General features: G+C 67.4%; 23 protein-coding genes and 1 pseudogene. 11 read left to right on the top strand and 13 right to left on the bottom strand.

The window, feature by feature from the left end; translation table 11 throughout:
• Positions 1-7: 7 nt before the first annotated feature.
• From ACFWP7_RS09005 to ACFWP7_RS08995, 3 genes are all read right to left on the bottom strand, one after another.
• The gene (locus ACFWP7_RS09005) at positions 8-1,129 is read right to left on the bottom strand and encodes an IS630 family transposase (protein ID WP_384378340.1); all 1,122 of its coding nucleotides are present in this window, start codon (positions 1,127-1,129) and stop codon (positions 8-10) included.
• A complete protein-coding gene (locus ACFWP7_RS09000; protein ID WP_384378338.1) occupies positions 1,122-1,514 on the bottom strand; it encodes an STAS domain-containing protein in 393 nt (130 codons plus the stop codon). Before ACFWP7_RS09000 ends, ACFWP7_RS09005 begins: the two co-directional genes overlap by 8 nt.
• A gap of 191 nt (positions 1,515-1,705) precedes the next feature.
• On the bottom strand, positions 1,706-2,137 hold the full coding sequence (locus ACFWP7_RS08995; protein WP_384378668.1) for a MarR family winged helix-turn-helix transcriptional regulator: 432 nt from the start codon (positions 2,135-2,137) through the stop codon (positions 1,706-1,708).
• A gap of 60 nt (positions 2,138-2,197) precedes the next feature.
• Here ACFWP7_RS08995 and ACFWP7_RS08990 point away from each other — a divergent pair, with 60 nt between their 5' ends.
• Positions 2,198-2,584 (top strand): PPOX class F420-dependent oxidoreductase, encoded by a 387-nt coding sequence (locus ACFWP7_RS08990; protein WP_384378336.1) that lies wholly within the window; start codon positions 2,198-2,200, stop codon positions 2,582-2,584.
• A 36-nt stretch (positions 2,585-2,620) separates the two neighbouring features.
• Here the strand turns inward: ACFWP7_RS08990 and ACFWP7_RS08985 are convergent, their stop codons facing one another.
• The gene (locus tag ACFWP7_RS08985) at positions 2,621-2,848 is read right to left on the bottom strand and encodes an SDR family oxidoreductase (protein WP_384378334.1); all 228 of its coding nucleotides are present in this window, start codon (positions 2,846-2,848) and stop codon (positions 2,621-2,623) included.
• Positions 2,849-2,852: 4 nt separating this feature from the next.
• The gene (locus ACFWP7_RS08980) at positions 2,853-2,978 is read right to left on the bottom strand and encodes a hypothetical protein (protein WP_384378331.1); all 126 of its coding nucleotides are present in this window, start codon (positions 2,976-2,978) and stop codon (positions 2,853-2,855) included.
• A 1,089-nt stretch (positions 2,979-4,067) separates the two neighbouring features.
• Here ACFWP7_RS08980 and ACFWP7_RS08975 point away from each other — a divergent pair.
• On the top strand, positions 4,068-5,489 hold the full coding sequence (locus ACFWP7_RS08975) for an ATP-binding protein (RefSeq protein ID WP_384378328.1): 1,422 nt from the start codon (positions 4,068-4,070) through the stop codon (positions 5,487-5,489).
• A gap of 279 nt (positions 5,490-5,768) precedes the next feature.
• On the opposite strand, the gene ACFWP7_RS08970 is transcribed toward ACFWP7_RS08975, so the two are convergent.
• Positions 5,769-6,257 (bottom strand): Lrp/AsnC family transcriptional regulator, encoded by a 489-nt coding sequence (locus ACFWP7_RS08970; RefSeq protein ID WP_384378325.1) that lies wholly within the window; start codon positions 6,255-6,257, stop codon positions 5,769-5,771.
• Positions 6,258-6,816: 559 nt separating this feature from the next.
• Here ACFWP7_RS08970 and ACFWP7_RS08965 point away from each other — a divergent pair.
• From ACFWP7_RS08965 to ACFWP7_RS08955, 3 genes are all read left to right on the top strand, one after another.
• The gene (locus ACFWP7_RS08965; RefSeq protein WP_384378665.1) at positions 6,817-7,518 is read left to right on the top strand and encodes a nitroreductase family protein; all 702 of its coding nucleotides are present in this window, start codon (positions 6,817-6,819) and stop codon (positions 7,516-7,518) included.
• Between the two features lie 18 nt (positions 7,519-7,536).
• Positions 7,537-7,821: a hypothetical protein gene (locus tag ACFWP7_RS08960; protein WP_384378322.1), complete on the top strand. Its 285-nt coding sequence runs from the start codon at positions 7,537-7,539 to the stop codon at positions 7,819-7,821.
• Between the two features lie 348 nt (positions 7,822-8,169).
• Positions 8,170-8,358 carry a hypothetical protein gene (locus ACFWP7_RS08955; protein ID WP_384378319.1) on the top strand — a complete coding sequence of 63 codons (189 nt, stop codon included), beginning with the start codon at positions 8,170-8,172 and terminating at the stop codon, positions 8,356-8,358.
• A 131-nt stretch (positions 8,359-8,489) separates the two neighbouring features.
• On the opposite strand, the gene ACFWP7_RS08950 is transcribed toward ACFWP7_RS08955, so the two are convergent.
• Positions 8,490-8,903, bottom strand: a complete 414-nt coding sequence (locus ACFWP7_RS08950; RefSeq protein WP_384378316.1) for a DNA-binding protein — start codon at positions 8,901-8,903, stop codon at positions 8,490-8,492.
• The gene (locus tag ACFWP7_RS08945) at positions 8,885-9,169 is read right to left on the bottom strand and encodes a hypothetical protein (protein ID WP_030973973.1); all 285 of its coding nucleotides are present in this window, start codon (positions 9,167-9,169) and stop codon (positions 8,885-8,887) included. Before ACFWP7_RS08945 ends, ACFWP7_RS08950 begins: the two co-directional genes overlap by 19 nt.
• Positions 9,170-9,784: 615 nt before the next feature.
• On the opposite strand from ACFWP7_RS08945, the gene ACFWP7_RS08940 reads away from it, so the two are divergent.
• The 5 genes and pseudogenes from ACFWP7_RS08940 (at position 9,785) to ACFWP7_RS08920 (ending at position 13,315) form a co-directional block, all read left to right on the top strand.
• Complete coding sequence (locus tag ACFWP7_RS08940) at positions 9,785-10,252, top strand: hypothetical protein (protein ID WP_384378312.1); 468 nt, start codon at positions 9,785-9,787, stop codon at positions 10,250-10,252.
• Positions 10,253-10,280: 28 nt separating this feature from the next.
• Positions 10,281-10,411, top strand: a pseudogene (locus ACFWP7_RS08935) (AAA family ATPase); the annotation flags it as partial.
• Between the two features lie 205 nt (positions 10,412-10,616).
• Positions 10,617-10,994 carry a hypothetical protein gene (locus ACFWP7_RS08930; RefSeq protein WP_384378309.1) on the top strand — a complete coding sequence of 126 codons (378 nt, stop codon included), beginning with the start codon at positions 10,617-10,619 and terminating at the stop codon, positions 10,992-10,994.
• 742 nt (positions 10,995-11,736) lie between these two features.
• Positions 11,737-12,510, top strand: a complete 774-nt coding sequence (locus ACFWP7_RS08925; RefSeq protein WP_384378662.1) for a polysaccharide deacetylase family protein — start codon at positions 11,737-11,739, stop codon at positions 12,508-12,510.
• A 106-nt stretch (positions 12,511-12,616) separates the two neighbouring features.
• Complete coding sequence (locus tag ACFWP7_RS08920; RefSeq protein WP_384378306.1) at positions 12,617-13,315, top strand: 2-phosphosulfolactate phosphatase; 699 nt, start codon at positions 12,617-12,619, stop codon at positions 13,313-13,315.
• 69 nt (positions 13,316-13,384) lie between these two features.
• Here ACFWP7_RS08920 and ACFWP7_RS08915 read toward each other — a convergent pair whose 3' ends face one another.
• The 5 genes from ACFWP7_RS08915 to ACFWP7_RS08895 form a co-directional block, all read right to left on the bottom strand.
• Positions 13,385-13,792: a hypothetical protein gene (locus tag ACFWP7_RS08915; protein ID WP_384378303.1), complete on the bottom strand. Its 408-nt coding sequence runs from the start codon at positions 13,790-13,792 to the stop codon at positions 13,385-13,387.
• Between the two features lie 90 nt (positions 13,793-13,882).
• A complete protein-coding gene (locus ACFWP7_RS08910) occupies positions 13,883-15,004 on the bottom strand; it encodes an NADAR family protein (RefSeq protein WP_384378300.1) in 1,122 nt (373 codons plus the stop codon).
• Positions 15,005-15,252: 248 nt separating this feature from the next.
• The gene (locus ACFWP7_RS08905; RefSeq protein WP_384378297.1) at positions 15,253-15,375 is read right to left on the bottom strand and encodes a hypothetical protein; all 123 of its coding nucleotides are present in this window, start codon (positions 15,373-15,375) and stop codon (positions 15,253-15,255) included.
• Positions 15,376-15,481: 106 nt separating this feature from the next.
• A complete protein-coding gene (locus tag ACFWP7_RS08900; protein WP_384378659.1) occupies positions 15,482-15,802 on the bottom strand; it encodes a hypothetical protein in 321 nt (106 codons plus the stop codon).
• A gap of 52 nt (positions 15,803-15,854) precedes the next feature.
• Positions 15,855-16,208, bottom strand: coding sequence for an acyl carrier protein (locus ACFWP7_RS08895; protein WP_384378294.1), 354 nt, complete (start codon positions 16,206-16,208; stop codon positions 15,855-15,857).
• 352 nt (positions 16,209-16,560) lie between these two features.
• Between ACFWP7_RS08895 and ACFWP7_RS08890 the strand changes: the two genes are divergently transcribed.
• Positions 16,561-17,529 (top strand): oxygenase MpaB family protein, encoded by a 969-nt coding sequence (locus ACFWP7_RS08890; RefSeq protein ID WP_384378291.1) that lies wholly within the window; start codon positions 16,561-16,563, stop codon positions 17,527-17,529.
• The last annotated feature ends 133 nt before the right edge of the window (positions 17,530-17,662 follow it).

Genomic DNA, 17,662 nt, shown 5'->3' with positions numbered 1-17,662 from the left:
CGATCCTTCACGCCGCCGGGCATCTGGCACGTCCGCCCCAGCGGAGGCCTTTCTCGCTGCGGATGCGGGCATGCTCTCGGCGTTGTGCGGCGAGTGCGTCGGGATGGCGGGCGTTGGCATTGCGCCAGCGCAGGTAGCGGTGCAGGGCCCGGGTCTGCGCGGGATGGCTGCGATGGTGGGAGTTGGCCAGGGTGAACTGCCGCAGCGGGCCGAAGTGGGCCTCGATCGGGTTGGCCCAGGAGGCGTAGGTCGGGGTGAAGTACAGCTCAACCTTGTTCTTCTTCGCCCAGCGGCGGATGTCCGCGCCGGTGTGGGCGGAGACGTTGTCCAGGATGATGTAGATCGGGGCGCCGGCGGGTCGGGCGGCGCGGATCGACTTCAGCGCGGCCCGGGTGTTGGCGGTGCCTTTGCGGCGGCAGTTGACGCCCCACAGCTGGTCGTCGCCGACGGAGTAGCAGCCGTGGAAGTAGGTGACGCCATGGGTGCGGTAGTACATCGTCGGCAGGCGGTCGTGCTTGCCCTGCTTCGCCCAGCAAGAGCGCGCGGTGGACCGGATCCCCAGCGGCCCGAACTCGTCGAAGGCGAAAACCCGGTCGAAGAGTTGCTCCAGCACGTGCTCGATCCGGTCGAGCTTGGCGTCGCGGTCCGGATCTGGGGACTCCTTCCAGGTCTTGGTGCGCTGGAAGGTGATGCTGCGGCGCGACAGCAGGCACCGTAAGGCTTCCCGGCCGATGCGGATGCTGCGTCCGTGGACGCGGCGCAGGTAGGCGGCGAGTTTGCGGATCGACCAGCGGGTAAAGGGCTGACCGAGCTTGGTGGGGCGGGTGGTGGCAGTCTGGACGACGAAGTCCTCGTCGTCAGGGCTGAGCAGGCGGGGACGGCCTCCCGCCCACCGAGGGTCCAGACAGGCCAGGCCGATCTCGTTGAACCGGTGGATCACATCCCGGACGGTGTCCTCGTCGGCTTGGACCAGCTGGGCGATCACCGGGACGCGGTTTCCGCCGGCGGACGCAAGCAACATCATCGCCCGCCGGTAGCGCACCGAGCTGGTACTTCCCCGGCGCACTATCTGCTGCAGCTTCTGCCCTTCCTGATCGGTCAGTCTGCGCACCCGCACAGGCTCAGCCACCACACCTCCAGCGGTCGGAACCGAGGTCACCGCCCATCCAACCGCCCCAACCACCAACCCGGCGAACGTTCCCGGTCACAGCACTAGCCTGCTTTGGCACGTTCGCTCTCGGCAGCGGCTGCATTGGCCCGCTCCAACTCCGCGACCGCATGCTGGCTCTGAGCTCGGCGTCCTGCCACGCATGGAGGAAGACGTTGAGTCCGCTGCAGTCACAGAAGACCAGCGGGGTGAGGTCGACATCGATGGTCCGGATGCCGTCCCGCAGACACTGCTGCAGCAACTCGCGGACCAGGTAAGCCGATTGGAGGTCGAGCTCACCGGTCAGTGTGACCAGCGTCTGCTTCTTCCGGTCGTGCCGGTGGATGCCCAGCTGAGGTGGGGACATGACGCCTCGGTTCAGAAGGCCCGCCGGACAGCACCACTCGGGGCGGCGCCGGTTCGGGCGTACGAGCCGTGGAGGTCTGGGACGTCCTCACCGCAGCGTAGCCCCGGACATGGACGGCTCCCATGTTTTTCCTGTCCGCGCACAACGGTCCACGGGCAGGTCAGTCCTGCCTCACGCGCCGCCGATCCGCATCACACGGCGTCGTCGCGGATCGCCGAGACGGCCCGCGTGAGCAGAGACCGGAGCAACTCCCTTTCCTCCGGGCTGAATGCTCCCGAGATGCGCCGCTCGATCTCCACGGCGCGCACATCGGCGGCCTCGAACGCCTCGATCCCCTCCCGGGTCAGTTGCGTGTGCAGCACATTGCCGTGCCACGGGTGCGGGGTGCGCGCGACGAGGCCGCGCTCGTGGAGGTTCTTCAGCACCACGTTCATCGCCTGCGGGGTCACCAGACAGGCCCGTGCCAGCGCAGCTGCGGAGATGCCGGGCGATCCGTTCAGCCCCAGCAGCGCCGCGTACTGCGGAACCGTCAGCCCGACGGTCTTCACCGCGGCGCTCTTGGCGGCGATGAGCTCCTGCTCGGCGCGCTTGATGTCGAGGCCGAGGCGATCCTCGGGGGGCATGGTCACGTATCGAGCATACGAGGTGTGAGCTCCATCAAAACATTGATAATGTTCAACATCATGACGATTCCCGAGAGCCACCTCGACCTGCTCACACGCCCGCTCTTCGTCCACCTGGCCACCAAGGGCCCGCGCGGAATCCCGCACGTCAACCCGGTCTGGACGATCTGGGACGACGAGTTCCTGCGCTTCACCACGAGCACCGACCGCCGCAAGCACAAGAACGTCGCAGCCGACCCGCAGGTCTCCATCTCCGTGAACGACCCTGACCAGCCCTACCGCTATCTGGAGGTGCGCGGCGTGATCGAGCGCATCGAACCGGACACCGATGGCGCGTTCTTCGACGTCCTCGCCCAGCGGTACGGCCTGGAGTACGAGGCCCCGGTCGGCGACGCCGAGCGCCGCGTGGTGCTGGTGATGCGCCCCACCCACACCACCTTCCAGTGACCCGCCCCTGACGGAGCGGGTCAGCGCGTCGGCGCCTCAGAGCTGGTGGCCTCCGCCGTCCACCAGCAGGACCTCGCCCGTGATGTAGGCCGCCCGCGCCAGGTCGTGGACCGCCTCGGCCACGTCCTGCGGCCGGCCCACGCGGCGCATCGGGACGGTGTCGGCCACCTGGGCCTTCGACTCCTCCGCGCCCTCGACCCCGTCGAGCCACGGGGTGTCGATGAAGCCGGGGGCGACCGCGTTGACAGCGTGGGCTTCTGACACTCCTTCAGCCGTTACCGGTGGCCTCCAGGGCCACCTCGTCACCCTCGAGCGGCGACTCGACCCAGGCCCGCAACCCCTGCAGCCGGGCAGCCGATTGCCCGGCGTCGCTCAAGACGCCGACCTCGATCACAGCGATCTATGCGACGTCGCGGACGGGTCCGTCCGACCCTGCGCCCCACGGCCGTCCGCCTCCGAGCCATGGGTTCCGCTGGGGACCAACCCGGCGTGATTTCACGCTACAGGCGCTGTGCACGGTTCGTACTCCGCGGAGTTGAGCATGCCCAGCGCGAAATGCCTGAGCCGCCCGCAGTTGCGGGCGCCTCCCGTAGACCTCTTCTGCGGGCACCCGGAGGGCTGGGGATCCCGGCCCCCAGGGACCGGTTGATCATGCGGAGGGCGAGGACGCGGCCTTCGTGGCGGAGCCCGCCCTCGCCGCGCAGGAAACCCGACCGACCGGCAGCGGACCGCGCGATCTCGGCTTCCGCCTCCTCCTGGTCATTGTGTTTGCGCTGTTCGGTTACGGACTTACAGAAGCTGCCCACTCGCCGTCGACGGGTCAGGTTGAAGCGGCCATTCCCTCAGATTCTGCTTGGGGACAGAAATGCACTCAAAGACGAAGTGCGAAACGCCGGCCGAGGCCAAGACGCGGCTGCTGCACCTCAAGGCACTGTGAAAGACGAGCAGTCCGGCCACGCAGCCGTTCACAACCCTGGGTGCTACCGACTGGCCCACCGGCCCCGCCTCGCTCGGACAAGGACGTACCGGCCGACCTTCCGTCCCCGGCGTTCGGGTCTCGGGCGTCGACTACACGGCGACGAGGCGCATGTGGAAAGCGTGTTGGGGGCGACTCCTCAGGGGTTCGAATCCCCTATCCTCCGCCAGTGCCTCACCGGGGCACGATGTCGAAGAGCCCCACCGAACTGTCGGCCTTCTCGCGCCGCAATTGAGGCGGCTCACAAGCCGCCGACGCCCGCCAAGGGAGGAACCTGCCCTCATGCGGCACCCGCGGATCACGGAGGATAGACCATCCTTGAACCCGGCCCCGCTACGAAGCTTGTCCGGCACAAACTCCCGGCCTGGCAGGGCACGAGGGTTGTCTCGGATCGACCTCGGCGGCCGCCGCTCCCGTTCCAAATCCAGCGTCATGCCCGAATGAGAAGATAGATGGTATCGCTAGGGATAGTATCTACATCGAGACTATCCCTAGCGGGAGGCTGCCATGCGTCGCTTTATCGGGCGGGACCGCGAGCTGAATGTGCTCGGCAACGCCTTGCAGGCGGTTCATGATGCCGTCGGGTCGGCGAAGCCAGGCCAGTGCATCCTCATGCGCGGACGGCGGCGGGTCGGCAAGTCCAGCCTCGTCGAGGAATTCCTCCGGCGCACCGAGACGCCGTACCTCTTCTTCACCGCGGCGGGCGGCACGGCGGACAACGAGCTGACGGAGCTGCTCGACGCCGTCGCCAGATCCACCCTCCCGGAGCGGGGACTGTTCTCGGAGGAGGCCCCGGAGCAGTGGAATGCGGCATTCAGGCTGCTTGCGGAGGTCCTGCCCGACGACAGCCCGAGCGTGGTCGTCATCGATGAAGTTCCGTATCTCATGGACCGCATCGATGCATTCGAGGGCATGTTGCAACGGGCCTGGGACCGGCTGCTCAGCCGCAAGCCCGTGCTGCTCCTCCTGGTCGGATCCGACCTGTCGATGATGGAGGCGCTGAACAGCTACGACCGGCCCTTCCATCAGCGGGGCCGGGAAATGGTCGTGGGGCCGCTGAACCCGGCCGACATCGGCGAGATGCTCGACCTGCCGCCGGCGGTCGCCTTCGACGCCGCCCTGATCACGGGCGGTCTTCCGCTGATCTGCGCGGAGTGGCGGGCCGGAGCGGAGGTCTGGGAGTTCCTCCGCGACTCACTGGACAACCCGATCTCGGCGCTGCTGGTCTCCGCCGAGCGCTCACTGGCCGCGGAGTTCCCGCCGCAGGTGATGAGCAGGGAAGTGCTGCGGGCGATCGGAAGCGGGGAGCGAACATTCACCAATATCGCCCGCGCCGCCGGTGGCATCGCCCACACCACGCTCACCCGAGCCACGGATGTCCTGACCAAGAAACGGGTGGTGGCAGCCGAACTGCCCCTCTCCCTGCGGCCGTCGAAGGAACGCCGCTACCGAGTGGCAGACCCCTACCTGCGATTCTGGCTCGCGTTTCTGGATCCGCACATGGCGGAGATCGAGCGGCTACGAGGAGATCTCACCCTCAGCCGGATCAAGGAACAGTGGACGAGCTGGCGGGGCCGCGCGATCGAGCCCCTGGTCCGCGAGTCCCTCGCCCGTCTCCTGCCGGACGGACTCCTGCCCGCCGCCCCGGCGATCGGTGGGTACTGGACCCGCAGCAACGACGTCGAAATCGACCTGGTGGGCGCCGACCGGCAGCCTGTGGCCAAGGAGTTGTTCTTCCTCGGCTCGGTCAAGTGGCTGGAGAACTCCGTGTTCGACAGCCACGACCTGGCCGCGCTGCAGAAGCACCGGGCGGCGATCACCGACGAGCCGGTACCGCTCATGGCGGTCTCCCGCAACGGGGTCAGTTGTTCCGGCCTTCAGGCGGCATACGGCCCTGAGGAACTGCTCAGCGCCTGGCGCAGGGCATGAGCAGGAACTGAACCCCCGGGGTTGCAGTTCTGGTTGCATTCACCTCTGGTTTTTGAGCAGCTGAGTGAGGTCGACCGGCGGCAGCTGCGCCGCAGCGCCCCGATTCCCGGTGCCAAGCGCGTCCCGGACCGGGATGCACAGCTGGACGCAGATGCGCCCTGGGCCCTGAGCCGGGCGGTAGCCCCGGGCCCAGGGGCCGAACCCGGACTTGGTGATGCCGTTGGCCTGGACCCGTGCCAGCGCTGAGCCGACGACGCGCGTGCCCGGGCGGCGGCCTGGTCAGGAACGCGGCCCGGACCAGGCGCCCAAGGGCAGCAAGCCGCGGTCGACCACGGTGCGGATGGAGAAGGTACTACGGGCGTCACGGACCGGACCGATAGCCAGGATTTCGTCGATCAGCACCCGCTCGTAGGTATGCAGGTCGGGTACGGCCAGCTCCACGAAGAAGTCGGCGTCGCCGGACACCATGTGACCGGCGACCACATAGGGGATCGCGGCCAGCGCGTCCTCGACCGCCTGGGTGTTCGTACGGGAGTGATCAATCTTGAGGGAAACGAAGACCGTCAGACCCAGCCCGAGGCGCTCGCGGTCCAACTCGGCACGGTAGCCCGCGATAACGCCGTCTTCCTCCAGCGCTTTGGTGCGCCGCAGACAGGATGAGGGCGACAGCCGCACGGCCTCAGCAAGGTCGACGTTGGGGATGCGCCCGTAGCGCTGGAGATGCTCCAGGATGGCACGGTCGATGCGGTCATACAGAGGGTGCGGCATGTAATACAGCGTAATAGCGATCTGGTCGCATAATCCTCCACAGAAATCCACTGCGGTCATTGATTACGCCATCGTGTACCTCGCCGCCGGGCTCATACTGGGCATCGCGTTCCGGTCACGGGCCGGAAGGCGACCTCTGCGTTCGACACCCCCCTCTGGATGCTCCATGGACCACTTCCCCGTCTGGAACCGGACCGCGCCGCGATGGCCGAGATGGGCGTCGTCGACCGTGTCATCGACCAGTTACCGCACCATCCCGGGGCCTGCAACCCGTCGACCCGGCGACACCGGCGGAACTCGTACGAGCCTTCCTGATGTCGCCGCCCACGCAGCCCGGCGATTGAATACCCTCCTCGACCGGGCCACCGACTGCGCCGCGGAGACCGCGGGCCCCGGTCACATGACCACGTTCCGGGCGGCCTGTTATACGGCAGGACCGGCGTTCGTGGACAGGGGCCGGGCCACCTCGTGGATCGCCATGCAACGCAGATCGGCCCGCCCGCGAATACGAACGCAAACCCACCCAGGCATACCCTGAGCTATCGATCATGTGAGGATGATGATCATGGAGACACGGAAGTGGTTCCCGATACACGGGCAGGAGTACCGGGGCGTCCCGTACCGGCCCGCGCGCATGGACAGGGAGGAGTCCGTCGCCATGGCGGACCACCTCAGGCGGCGGATGAACGAGCGGCGAACAGTCCGCCAGTTCTCCACCGACCAGGTGCCTGAGCAGGTCGTCCGAGACGCCATCGCAGTGGCCGCCACCGCTCCCTCAGGCGCCCATCAGCAGCCGTGGACTTTCGTGCTGGTGAAGAATCCCGAAGTAAGGCGACGCATACGTGAAGCCGCCGAAAACGAGGAGCGCGTCTCCTACGCCGGCAGGTTGGGCGACGAGTGGCTCGCTGCCCTCCGGCCACTCGGGACCGACGCCGAAAAGCCTCACCTCACAGATGCTCCCTACCTGATCGTGGTCTTCCAGCAGCGTTACCTCCTCGATGAGGACGGCACGACCCACAAGCACTACTACGGCGACGAGTCCGTAGGAATCGCGGTGGGAATGCTGCTCACCGCCCTGCACTTGTCGGGTCTTGCGGCACTCACTCACACTCCCAGTCCCATGCGGTTCCTCTCCGAGGTGCTGGAAAGGCCACGCAACGAGAAGGCGTTTGCTGTCATTCCCGTGGGCTATCCCGCAGAGGACTGTGAGGTGCCCGACCTCGTACGCAAGACACTGGACCAGGTCCTCGTCGAAATCTGAGCTGAGGCGATATGGCCAGTGAGCGTCGCTGATGCCCACCACCTGCTGACCCTGGTCCGGGCCGACGGTGGCTACACCGGCAGCCTCGTCGAGTCTGTCTGGCCGCGCTCGCACTGGTCCTGCAGATCGTCAAACGCGGCGACGACCGAAGACGGTTCGTGGTGCTGCCCAAGCGGTGGATCCGTCGAGCGCCTCTTTGCGTGGCTGGGGCATCTGCGCGCCGCCAACGACCACGACATCCAACGGGTCCTGAAGGTCCTCGCCTCTCTGGGCGGTGTCCATCTCACCGAGGACAGCGCCTAGTTGACGGCGGACGCACCGGGACGGCCAGGATGCGCGGCGAGCCCGAGCCCGGCGACGCGGTGTTACGGATCCTCGTCGACCTCGCCGACGTGGACGACTCCCGGGTTTGACGGCAGCTAGCTGGTGTCCGCCTCGATCCGCCTGGACCGCCTTCACTCCGTCATCCAGGACGCGATGGTCTGGAAGGATCTGGAAGGACTGCCACATGCACGTTTCCACCATCGGCGGCGTCCAGTAAGACCGTTCCGGCGGTGAACTCGGATTCCGCGACGAGCACACCGCCACACTGACCGGCCTCCTCGCACCAGCCGAGCTTCACTTTCCGCACTGCGTGGACGGTGCCGGGGCATGCCTGCCCGAGGCTGCGGCGGCGCCCCCGGCTACAGCGATCTCAAAGTGACCCTCGGCGACCCGGCCCATGAGGAACATCACGCCATGCTGGTGTGGCTCGGACTTCGGTCCGCCACGGGATTCGCCCCTGCCCGTTTCACGCCGGACGAGGCCAGCATGCGGCTACTGCACCTCACGGCACTATGAAAGACGAGCAGTCCGGCCACGCAGCCGTTCACAACCCTGGGTGCTACCGACTGGTCCACCGGCCCCGCCGCGCTCGGACAAGGACGTACCGGCCGACCTTCCGTCCCCGGCGTTCGGGTCTCGGGCGTCGACTACACGGCGACGAGGCGCACTCTGTCACCGCAGAGTTTCGTCATGTCGTCGATGTCCGAGGTGAGCATGACGACCGGCCGACGCTGACGCAGCGCCGTCTCGGCCACGGCAGCGTCGATAGCGTGTTTGTGACCATGCAGCCCAGCGTTGATCAGCATGGCTGAGGCGGCCTTGGCTTCCTCGTCGCCGATGCTCACGATCCGCACACCAGACAGCACCCAGGCGAGCCGCGCCTTGTCGGTGCGGCGATGCACCGCTTCGATGATGGTGAGTGCGCTGATGACCACCTCCATGCCCCGCTTGCGGGCTTCGGCGATGAGGGCGACGACAGGCTCGTGATCACTGACGAACTTCGACAGGCCCCCGCAGTCGAGAACGAGGGTGCCTTCGTGGCTCAGCTTGCGGCGGGCCACTGCCCCTCCTCGGCGAACACCTCGTCGAAGACCCGGCGTGCCCGCTCCTGCTCGTGCTCGGAGATCGGCCCCTGACGGCGTTCGTAGTCGGCCAGGTACTCATCCAGGATCTGACCGCGCAGCTCACGCTCCACTGCTTCGGTGATGAACGCGGAGAACTCACGCTTGCCGACCCGTCGGCGGATCGCCTCCGCCGTCCCCTCGGGGAGGGAGAGGCTGACTCTGGTGGCCGGCCCTTCGCCGACGCTGTAAGGAATCTCGCTCATAGGACCGACATTATCAAACAAGTAGGAATTCAGCCGGGATGCAGTACCGCCGGACGACGCGAGCCGCCAAACCGTCACCTCGTGGTTTCAGTTCTGGTCTCATTCACCTACGTTCAGCTGTGTCCGGACGCCGCTGAACAATCCGCTCCACGGCTGTTCAGGACATCCACGACCACCGTCGAACCACCGGACGAACAGTTGGAAAGCGTGTTGGGGGCAACCCCTCACGAGTTCGAATCTCGTATCCTCCGCCAGTGCCTCACCGGGCACGACTCGAAGGGCCCCGCTGTTCGCAGCGGGGCCCTTCGACGTTGTACGTCTCACTTGGTTGTCCTCAGTTGGTTGTTGGCGGCCTCCAGGTTTCATGCGACCAGCCTGTCGGCGAGCGAAGGCGCGGGCAGTCGCAGCCGTGAGAGTGCCCTCGGCGATCTCGCATGCCTGGCAGTCCCCGCCGCTGGGCCCATGACAGATGTTCTCCTTCATGGACCCGCGTCGGACGATCTGCCCGGTCGACTCGGCAAGTCCGAAGTCAGGGATGCCAGGTCGACCGGGGACTCGGCGCAGGTGAGCCGTCCCGCAAGCGTCGGCAGGCGCCGACGCGTTCACAAGCGCACGATGGAAGACAACGCCTCATGGAAGGACGGGGCCATGAGCAGACTTCGGCATTCTCGGCACCCACAAACGCAGCCGGCGCAGTCCTGGGGCGCACGGCCACCCAGTCCGTCGCCGTCCCAACCGAGCCAATGGCCCGGACCTCAACAGACTTCCCCACCGGGCCAACCGCCTGACCAGGGGCTGCCCGCACCTCCGCACAGGAAGCGCCGTCGCGTCTTCTTCTGGATCTTCCTGGCGGTCCAGATCCTGTTCCTGATCTGGGTCATAGCAGGCGCTTCCAGTGGCAGCGGGACGCCGGAATCATGCTCCGGCCTGACGGGCGACAGCCTCGAACTATGCAAGGACGCCGACGACCTCGGCACCACGATCGGGGTCGGCCTGATCGTCGCGTTCTGGTTGGCCGTGGACTTCATCCTGGCCCTCACCTACGTGATCTACCGGCTCGCCAGCAGGCAGCCACGAGCGTAGGGACAACCACGAAGCGAGGAGACCGCGGATGGGCGGATGGGACGACACATTCACCGGCCCCCGGCCCTGCGCGGCCATCGTCAGCCGGCTCACCTCGGCGGAAACATGATCGAGTCCGGCAGCGATTCGTTCCGGCTCACCCAGACCCGGCAGGGGTGAGGTCATCCCGAATTGCTGGTAACCGGCGCGTATTCCAAGTGCGCGGTATTCCTCGTGTGGGGCTTGTTGCTGTGCTCTCCCGGAGACCGGGCATCCCGCGAGGATGAGGGCGCATATGGCTTCCAACTACCCTTTTTTTAAAGGGGCTTGAATGTATGCTCGGCTGCGGCCTCTCACCGGGAGGGACCAAAGCAGGGGGAGAACTGTGTCAGAGATTTCCCGGCGGACCATGCTGGGCGCCGCCACCGGCACGGCCACAGCGGCAGCGCTTCTCACCGCGGCAGGGACAGCGCGGGCAGCCGCCACCGTGGACGACGAGAGCGAAGACACCCGGCAGGCCACGAACCAGGAGACCGATACGCCCATGGCCGTCACTACCGAAGAGCAGAAGTACGAAGCCTATGTGGCCAGCAGCGACGAATGGCTGACCCACGCCATCTTCGACGCCCACTCCGATAGCGGCGACATGTGGGCCTTCGTCGACGCGGCCCTGGCCCGCCTGCGACAGAGGTACCCGACCATGACATTCACCGGGAACGTTCGGCGGTACGACCAGGTGATCACTGACATCGCACACCCGTAGGGGCTCGCTTCCTGAACGGGCACTACGCGAGCCGGATCGAACCCGGCAGTGCCGTAACGACTGCTGGGCGTGCTGGACCCGACAGCCGGCCGACGGCTGTGGCGCCGGCGCTCTGGGGACCGAATCCGCCTGATGCGGTCGGTCTCTCATCGCCGGACGGTTCCACCTGCCGGTTTCAACTGCCGGTTCCACCGGTCCACCTGGTCAACCCCGATTTCCCCGCGGATTGCCGGTACCCGGTAGGTATGCGAAGCGAGTGGTACTCGCTTGTCATGGACGCCCGATAGACGCGCTCTGTGATCAGCAGTCTCGGCCCGCGCCCCGCGTCTGGTTGGATTGTTGGCTGGTTGGCTTGTTGGCTTGTGTCTGCGGGCGGAACCCCCTGAGGGCACCGGTGAGGCTGCGGATAGGCACGGCCGCAGAAGAGTAGCCACTTACTGATCCTTTCAGAGTGAGGTTCGCAGGCGGCGGAGAGATATCAGACTGCAGGCCAATTCGACGGTCGCAGCCGTGAGAGTGCCCTCGGCGATCTCGTATGCCAGACAGTGTTTGTCCCCTCAGCTGAGGGATTCGGGCCAAGTGGCCCGGTTCCGCCCGCTGCTCGCTCGGGTGTCCGGGAACTACCCCGGGATTGTCCTTGATCGGTAACGGACGCATCCTGTGGCCGTCGTTCCTCGTCCTGTCAGGTGGTTGCGAGGTGACCAGGGAAATCGGCGAGGAACTGCGGGAAAGCGGGGCGGACATGGCGCGGCACGGTGGCGGGCGGGGCTGGTATGGCAAGGTGCTCGGCGCGGCGCTCGGGGTGACGTTGCTCGCCTGCGGTGCCTCTGTGTGGACCGCGCAGGCCGGTGCCGTGGACGGCTCGTCGCCGAAGGCGACCGCGTCGGCCACGCCGGGCGATGACGTCAAGGCGGTCGCGGTGACCATCGCGCACGCCTCGGACAAGGGGGCGCGCGGCGTCAACATCACCATCGACGACGGCCCCGACCCCGTATGGACCCCTCAAGTGCTGGACGTGTTGCGGGAGTACGGGGTGAAGGCCACGTTCTGCATGGTGGGGACGCAGGCGCAGGCCTACCCGGATCTCGTGAAGCAGGTGGTCGCAGAGGGGCACCGACTGTGCGACCACTCGGTGTCGCACGACACCACCATGGACAAGAAGTCCGAGGCCTACCAGTCGCAGCAGATACTCGACGCCGAACGCATGATCACCGAGGCGTCCGGGGGCGTACGACCGATGTACTACCGGGCGCCCGGCGGCGCCTTCACCCCGTACAGCCGCACGCTCGCCGCCTCCCGCGGCATGCGCCCGCTGGGCTGGAACGTGGACACCAAGGACTTCGAGCGGCCGGGTACGGACGCCATCATCGCCACGGTCGAGCGGGAGCTGCCGAGCGGGCCGACGCTCCTCTTCCACGACGCGGGAGGCGACCGCTCCCAGACCGTCGAGGCCCTGCGCCGGATCCTGCCCCAACTCAAGGAACAGGGTTACTCCTTCGGCTTCCCGGTGCGCTGAGCCCCGGCGTCGGTCGCACTCGGCTCTGCGACAACCGCTGACGGCGCAGAGCCCGGCGCCATTGCGCATGATGGGGCGGAAACCGTCGTTGCTTCAGAATGGTGCGATGGATCATCAGTTCGTTGGCATCACGGAGTTGACCGGCGTTCCCCGTGTGGCGGTCGTCATCGACGTCATGCGCGCCTTCACTGTGGCCGCCTGGGCCTTCTCGCGTGGTGTCGAGAGGATCGCGCTGGCCTCGACGGAGAGTGAGGCACTTGCTTTGAAGGAAAGCCACTCGGGTTGGCTGGCGCTGAAGGACGGAGCGCCGGCAGCGGGCTTCGACGCGGTGAACTCACCTGGCTTGCTCAGGTCACGCGATTTCGCCGGTCGCACGCTGGTGCAGAAGACGACGGCCGGAACCGTGGGCGCACTGGCCGTCGCGGACGCGCCGCTGGTCCTGTGCGCGAGCTTCGTGGTGGCCGGCCCGACCGCGCGGTTTTTGCAGGCCAAGGATTCCGGTCCCGTGACGTTCGTTGTCACCGGCGAGGGAGGCCAGGCCGATGAGGATCTGGCCTGCGCCGAATACATTGGTGAATGTCTGGTCGGAGGCGATGTCGACGCGGCCCCGTATCTCCACCGCGCGAGGACCTCTCGTGCCGCGGCGGACCTCGCCGGTGGGCTGCGGAGCGGATACCACCCGGACGATGTCGATCTCTGCCTGGAAATCGACAGGTTCCCCTTTGCGATGGTGGCTCGCAAGGAAGAGTCTCTGACGGTGCTCCGCCCTGTTGCGGTGCCTGACGCCCCGTCCGGTCTCCGCTGAGCCAGGACCGCGCACCACAAGCCACGCCGGGCAGTTCGGCGTCCGGGGATGCCCGACGTCCGCCTCTGGTCATCCGTCCTTCGGTCGGTCGAACGTCTCCACTGGTGAGCGGAAAACGCCCGGTGGCGACAGTGCGGGGTTGATGAGGGCGACAAGGTCGGGGCGAGCGGACTTGGACGGGGTGCCGTCATCGTTGAGGCTGCCCGGGTTGTCTTTCCATGCAATCAGGTGGATCACGACCCGGTGTCGGACCGCGGGCAGGGCGAACTCCGCTGTTTCAGGCCATGCTTCGGCGCCCACCGCCTCGATGCCGCTGAGCCACACCTGCACCTGCACCTGCCCTGACGAGTGGAGCAGGTGGGCGTCCGAGGCAACCAGGCAGTACCTGCCTTCCCGCTCCGTCAGTTCGGCGGGCTGACAGTTCGGCGGGCCGACCGACGACACCTGTGCGGGCCCGGGCTCCGAAGGCTCCGTCACTGCGAATGTTGACGGGGGTCCCGTCCCACCGAAGTTCGATCAGTCTCAACGAAGTTTGACCGGCCCTGTGGGGTCACGCGACTGGTCCGGTCACAACCCGGAGATCCCGGCTCGCCGCGCATACAGTTCGGAGCGGACAAGTTCGAGGAGACGGCCCGTCCAGTTGCGGCCCCGGCCGGCGTTGTCACCCCAGAACGCCGAGTGCATGTCGTCGTAGACCACGGTGGCGTCGTCTGTCGCCAGGAGGATCTCGGCCAGCTCGGGATGCTGGTCGTACTTGGCGCGCAACAGACTGGTCATGACGGCGGCGCGGACGTCCTCCCAGCCTTCGCGGCGCGATGCCCCGACCGCGAGCTTGCGTGCTGCGGCAGAGGTGTCCGCCGTCGCGACCGCGGCGCGGACCTCTGACTGAGCGACCGACAGGGCCCAGTAGGCGTGAGCGACGGAGGGGTAGCTGACCTCTCCTACGGTGATCGGGGCGGGGTAGTCGTTGCGCAGACCGAGCCGGCCGGGGTCGGCCACCGGCTTGTTCGGATACGAGTGGTAGAGTTGGACCGCCGGAGCGTGCGGAGTCGCCGGTCCGTCCGCTGGGACACGCGTGAGCTGCTCGGCCCTCCAGTGGGCTCGCTCCTCGAAGTATGCGAGGGCGCTGTCGTAGGCCTCCTGTGTGACCGGCGGGTCAGTCGGCAGGTAGGTCTGGCCTCCGGGCCCTGCCACCAGCACCCGCAGTGGCCCGTCCTTTCTGTCCATGTCGCCCAGCGCGTAGCGGCGCCGCGAGACCGGGATGGCCAGGAACGCGGTGCCTACCGCGGTCCGGTTCTCCTCTGTCCGATCGACGAGGAAGGCATCGACGGTGGCCAGGCAACGGCCGGTTGAGTCAGGCCGCCCGTTCAGCTGGTCGATGGTGTCGCGGACTTCGGCAACCAGCAGGTCAGGGGTGAGCCAGTTCCGGGGCTCGCTGAACTTCCAGGCCGCCAGATCGTGCGCGGATGCGGCAGCGCCTTCCGGGAGGCTGGTGGCCACCCAGCCGGTCCGGAGCTTCTCCTCGAACTCCTCGACGGTGACCAGGCCCCAGCAGTCGATGAGGCCGTCGGCATAGATGAAGAGGTCGGTGAGGAAGTAGCAGCCGCCGTTGTGGATGAAGGCGTGCCGCCAGGTTCCGGGTATGCGGACGCCGTCTGCGGTGCGATGGGTGATCCGGTTGCCGATCATCCCGTGATTGTGTCGCAGGGGCCGCCGACGAGACCTTGATTTTCCTCCGGGTCGGCGCCGGAATGGTCCACGCCGACCGGGACGGGCCCCACGGGCCGTCCCACCCGTCGCCCGGCACCTCAAGGCACCTCAAGGCACCTCAAGGCACCTCAAGGCACCTCAAGGCACCACTGAGACGCGACTACGGGGACGAACGCACCGGTACGGCTATGTCGTTGAACGTCCTCGTCCTCGTCCTAGTCCTAGTCCTAGTCCTCGTCCTCGTCCTCGTCCTCGTCCTCACCAAATGGGCGGTCCCAGGTGTCGTAATCGACGATGCCCGTGAAGGGTCGAGGGTCCCAGAGGGCGAGCATTTCGGCGTCGGTCGCCACCGTGGACACGGTCTCGGCAGGGTGCGGAGAAGCAGTCGTCCGGGAATCCTGGCATGCGCGAAGTCCGCGCTCCTGCCTCGCTTCGGGGGCGACACGACGCCGTTTCCTATGCCTGGCCGGGAGTGTCGAGGAAGCGATGCAGTACGGCGGCCTCCGCGCGGAGGCGTGCGGCGTGGTCGGCGTGTGCGGGGGCGGTGAGTTGTGCTGAGACCTCCAGTCGTTCGGCGGCCTCGGCGCGTACGACGGCCACCACATCGCTCTCGCTCAGCTCACGCCGCGCCGCTTCGGTGGTGCCGACTCCGACCGGCGACTGTTCAAGGGCCAAGCCACGGAGCTCGGCTTCGCCCACGGGCACGGCCTCGGCGTTGTCCAGCGCGGCAAGTGTTGCGCGCAGGGCGCTGACCGCGGCCTTGTCACGGGCGCGCATCGCTTCCGGCAATGCTTGACGCATACGAAGACGTAGAGACATGCCGGTGACCTTATGGGGGCCGCCCCTGGACCCACAACGCCCATCGGCCACACGCCACCCGGTCCCGAAGCACCCCGTCCCGAGTCCACCCGGTCCCGGTCCCGGGGCCCCCGGCGGTGCTTGTGCGAGATCCCGGCCCGGCTCGTCCAGCGCGATGCGATGCTGTCGGGCTCTCGAACAGGACGCGCGCGGGGAGGCCGAGCCCGGTGAGCAGATTGAGGCGCGTGCGGACCTGGATGACCGCCAATGAGTCGAAGCCGAGGTCGGTGAACGGCCTGTCGTCGGGGAAGGCGGCCGGGTCCGGTTCGCCGAGTGCGGCGGCGAGTTCGGCGCGCAGGAGTTCGTACAGCTCCGGTTTGGACATCCGTGCGGGCCAGCTCTGCCCGGGCCGCAGGCAGGTTGCGGTCGGCCGCCGTCGGCGTACCGGTGAGCGCGTTCGACGGAGGCGTGCTGGTGCCGGTCCTGTTCGACCCGGCGGCGACAGCCCCGCCCCGATCGTCGGCGGCCTCGTGCGGCGGCCACACCCAGTCCCGCGGCGAGCAGCCCGCTGCCGGAAAGCAGTTCCCCGTACGTCAGGGTGCGGCGACTGTCGGTGAAAGCGGGCCGGTCGGCCGGATGACCGGACAACGACGTCACCAGGGGTCGTAGCAGCTCGTCCCGAACTGGTGTCACTGCACAACCTTCCGGAATCCGGCGCGGACGGGCATGGTCTGACAATGAAAGCGATCAGTCAAATACCGCCCGAAGCGCGGGAGTTGGCACCCAAGGAACCGGAACCGCTCGGACCGGACTCGCTGACCTGGAAGTATCTCGGCGACTGGCGCGGCCTTCTCACCGCGCTGTGGGCCGGGTCGATGCAGAACATGCATCCCGGTCTGGGCGCGGGCGTCGAGCAGCATTCGCGGTTCTTCGAGGAACGCTGGCAGCGGCTGTTGCGCTCGCTCTATCCCATCAGCGGAGTCGTCTACGACGGTCCGTGCGCCCGCCGGACCGCGCTCGAAGTACGCGGCTACCACGACCGGATCAAGGGCGTCGACGCCCAGGGCCGTCGCTACCACGCGCTGGATCCCGACACCTACTACTGGGCGCACTCCACGTTCTTCGTCAGCACGATCCTGATCGCGGAGCACTTCACGGGCGGCATCGGAGAGACGGAGAAGCGCCGGCTGTTCGACGAGCATGTGCAGTGGTACCGGATGTACGGCATGAGCATGCGGCCGGTGCCGGAGAGCTGGGAGGACTTCCAGCGCTACTGGAAATACATGTGCGTGGAGGTGCTGGAGGACAACAGGGCCACCCGGGAGGTGCTCGACATCGCCGGGATCGCGAGGCCGCCGTTCCTGCCGTGGCTGCCGAATGCCCTCTGGCGTCCGGTCGGCGCGCTGATCGGGCGGACCTTTCTCTGGTTCACCATCGGGCTGTACGACCGGGAGGTCCGCGACCTGCTCGGCTTCACCTGGGCGGAGCGCGACGCCCGGCGGCACCGCAGGACCTGCCGGCTGATCAGCACCGTCTTCAAGCTCGTCCCGCACGACCGCCGCTACCATCCGCGGGCCCGGGGGGGTTGGCGCCGCGCCCGCGGCGAACTCGCGCCGAACGCCGAGCCGGTCGAGACACCACGCCGGAACCTCCCACCGCTGTCCGAACGCGGAAAGCCGGAGCACTACGCGCCGGATCTCCCCTAGCTGCGGGCGATGGCGTGGTCACGGCACGGACTTGCGTGTCGCCGAACAGACTTGTCTGATCACCGCACGGACTTGCCCGTCAGCCCACGGACTCACCTGATCACCCCACAGACCTGCCCGTCAGCCCACGGAC

It is taken from the genome of Streptomyces sp. NPDC058470 (genome assembly GCF_042721055.1).
GTDB lineage: Bacteria > Actinomycetota > Actinomycetes > Streptomycetales > Streptomycetaceae > Streptomyces.
The sequence above is the reverse complement of the archived record's forward strand: the minus strand, read 5'-3'. Positions and strand labels throughout refer to the sequence as shown.

Excerpts from the sequence above, each read along its gene's own strand:
- ACFWP7_RS08970 (WP_384378325.1), bottom strand. The coding sequence starts at position 6,257 with ATGCCGCACCCTCTGTATGACCGCATCGACCGTGCCATCCTGGAGCAT.
- ACFWP7_RS08995 (WP_384378668.1), bottom strand. The coding sequence starts at position 2,137 with ATGCCCCCCGAGGATCGCCTCGGCCTCGACATCAAGCGCGCCGAGCAG.
- ACFWP7_RS08900 (WP_384378659.1), bottom strand. The coding sequence starts at position 15,802 with ATGCGCGCCCGTGACAAGGCCGCGGTCAGCGCCCTGCGCGCAACACTT.
- ACFWP7_RS08975 (WP_384378328.1), top strand. The coding sequence starts at position 4,068 with ATGCGTCGCTTTATCGGGCGGGACCGCGAGCTGAATGTGCTCGGCAAC.
- ACFWP7_RS08965 (WP_384378665.1), top strand. The coding sequence starts at position 6,817 with ATGATCATGGAGACACGGAAGTGGTTCCCGATACACGGGCAGGAGTAC.
- ACFWP7_RS08920 (WP_384378306.1), top strand. The coding sequence starts at position 12,617 with ATGGATCATCAGTTCGTTGGCATCACGGAGTTGACCGGCGTTCCCCGT.
- ACFWP7_RS08925 (WP_384378662.1), top strand. The coding sequence starts at position 11,737 with ATGGCGCGGCACGGTGGCGGGCGGGGCTGGTATGGCAAGGTGCTCGGC.
- ACFWP7_RS08990 (WP_384378336.1), top strand. The coding sequence starts at position 2,198 with ATGACGATTCCCGAGAGCCACCTCGACCTGCTCACACGCCCGCTCTTC.
- ACFWP7_RS08940 (WP_384378312.1), top strand. The coding sequence starts at position 9,785 with ATGGAAGACAACGCCTCATGGAAGGACGGGGCCATGAGCAGACTTCGG.
- ACFWP7_RS08945 (WP_030973973.1), bottom strand. The coding sequence starts at position 9,169 with ATGAGCGAGATTCCTTACAGCGTCGGCGAAGGGCCGGCCACCAGAGTC.
- ACFWP7_RS08910 (WP_384378300.1), bottom strand. The coding sequence starts at position 15,004 with ATGATCGGCAACCGGATCACCCATCGCACCGCAGACGGCGTCCGCATA.
- ACFWP7_RS08890 (WP_384378291.1), top strand. The coding sequence starts at position 16,561 with ATGAAAGCGATCAGTCAAATACCGCCCGAAGCGCGGGAGTTGGCACCC.
- ACFWP7_RS08895 (WP_384378294.1), bottom strand. The coding sequence starts at position 16,208 with ATGTCCAAACCGGAGCTGTACGAACTCCTGCGCGCCGAACTCGCCGCC.
- ACFWP7_RS09000 (WP_384378338.1), bottom strand. The coding sequence starts at position 1,514 with ATGTCCCCACCTCAGCTGGGCATCCACCGGCACGACCGGAAGAAGCAG.
- ACFWP7_RS08955 (WP_384378319.1), top strand. The coding sequence starts at position 8,170 with ATGCCTGCCCGAGGCTGCGGCGGCGCCCCCGGCTACAGCGATCTCAAA.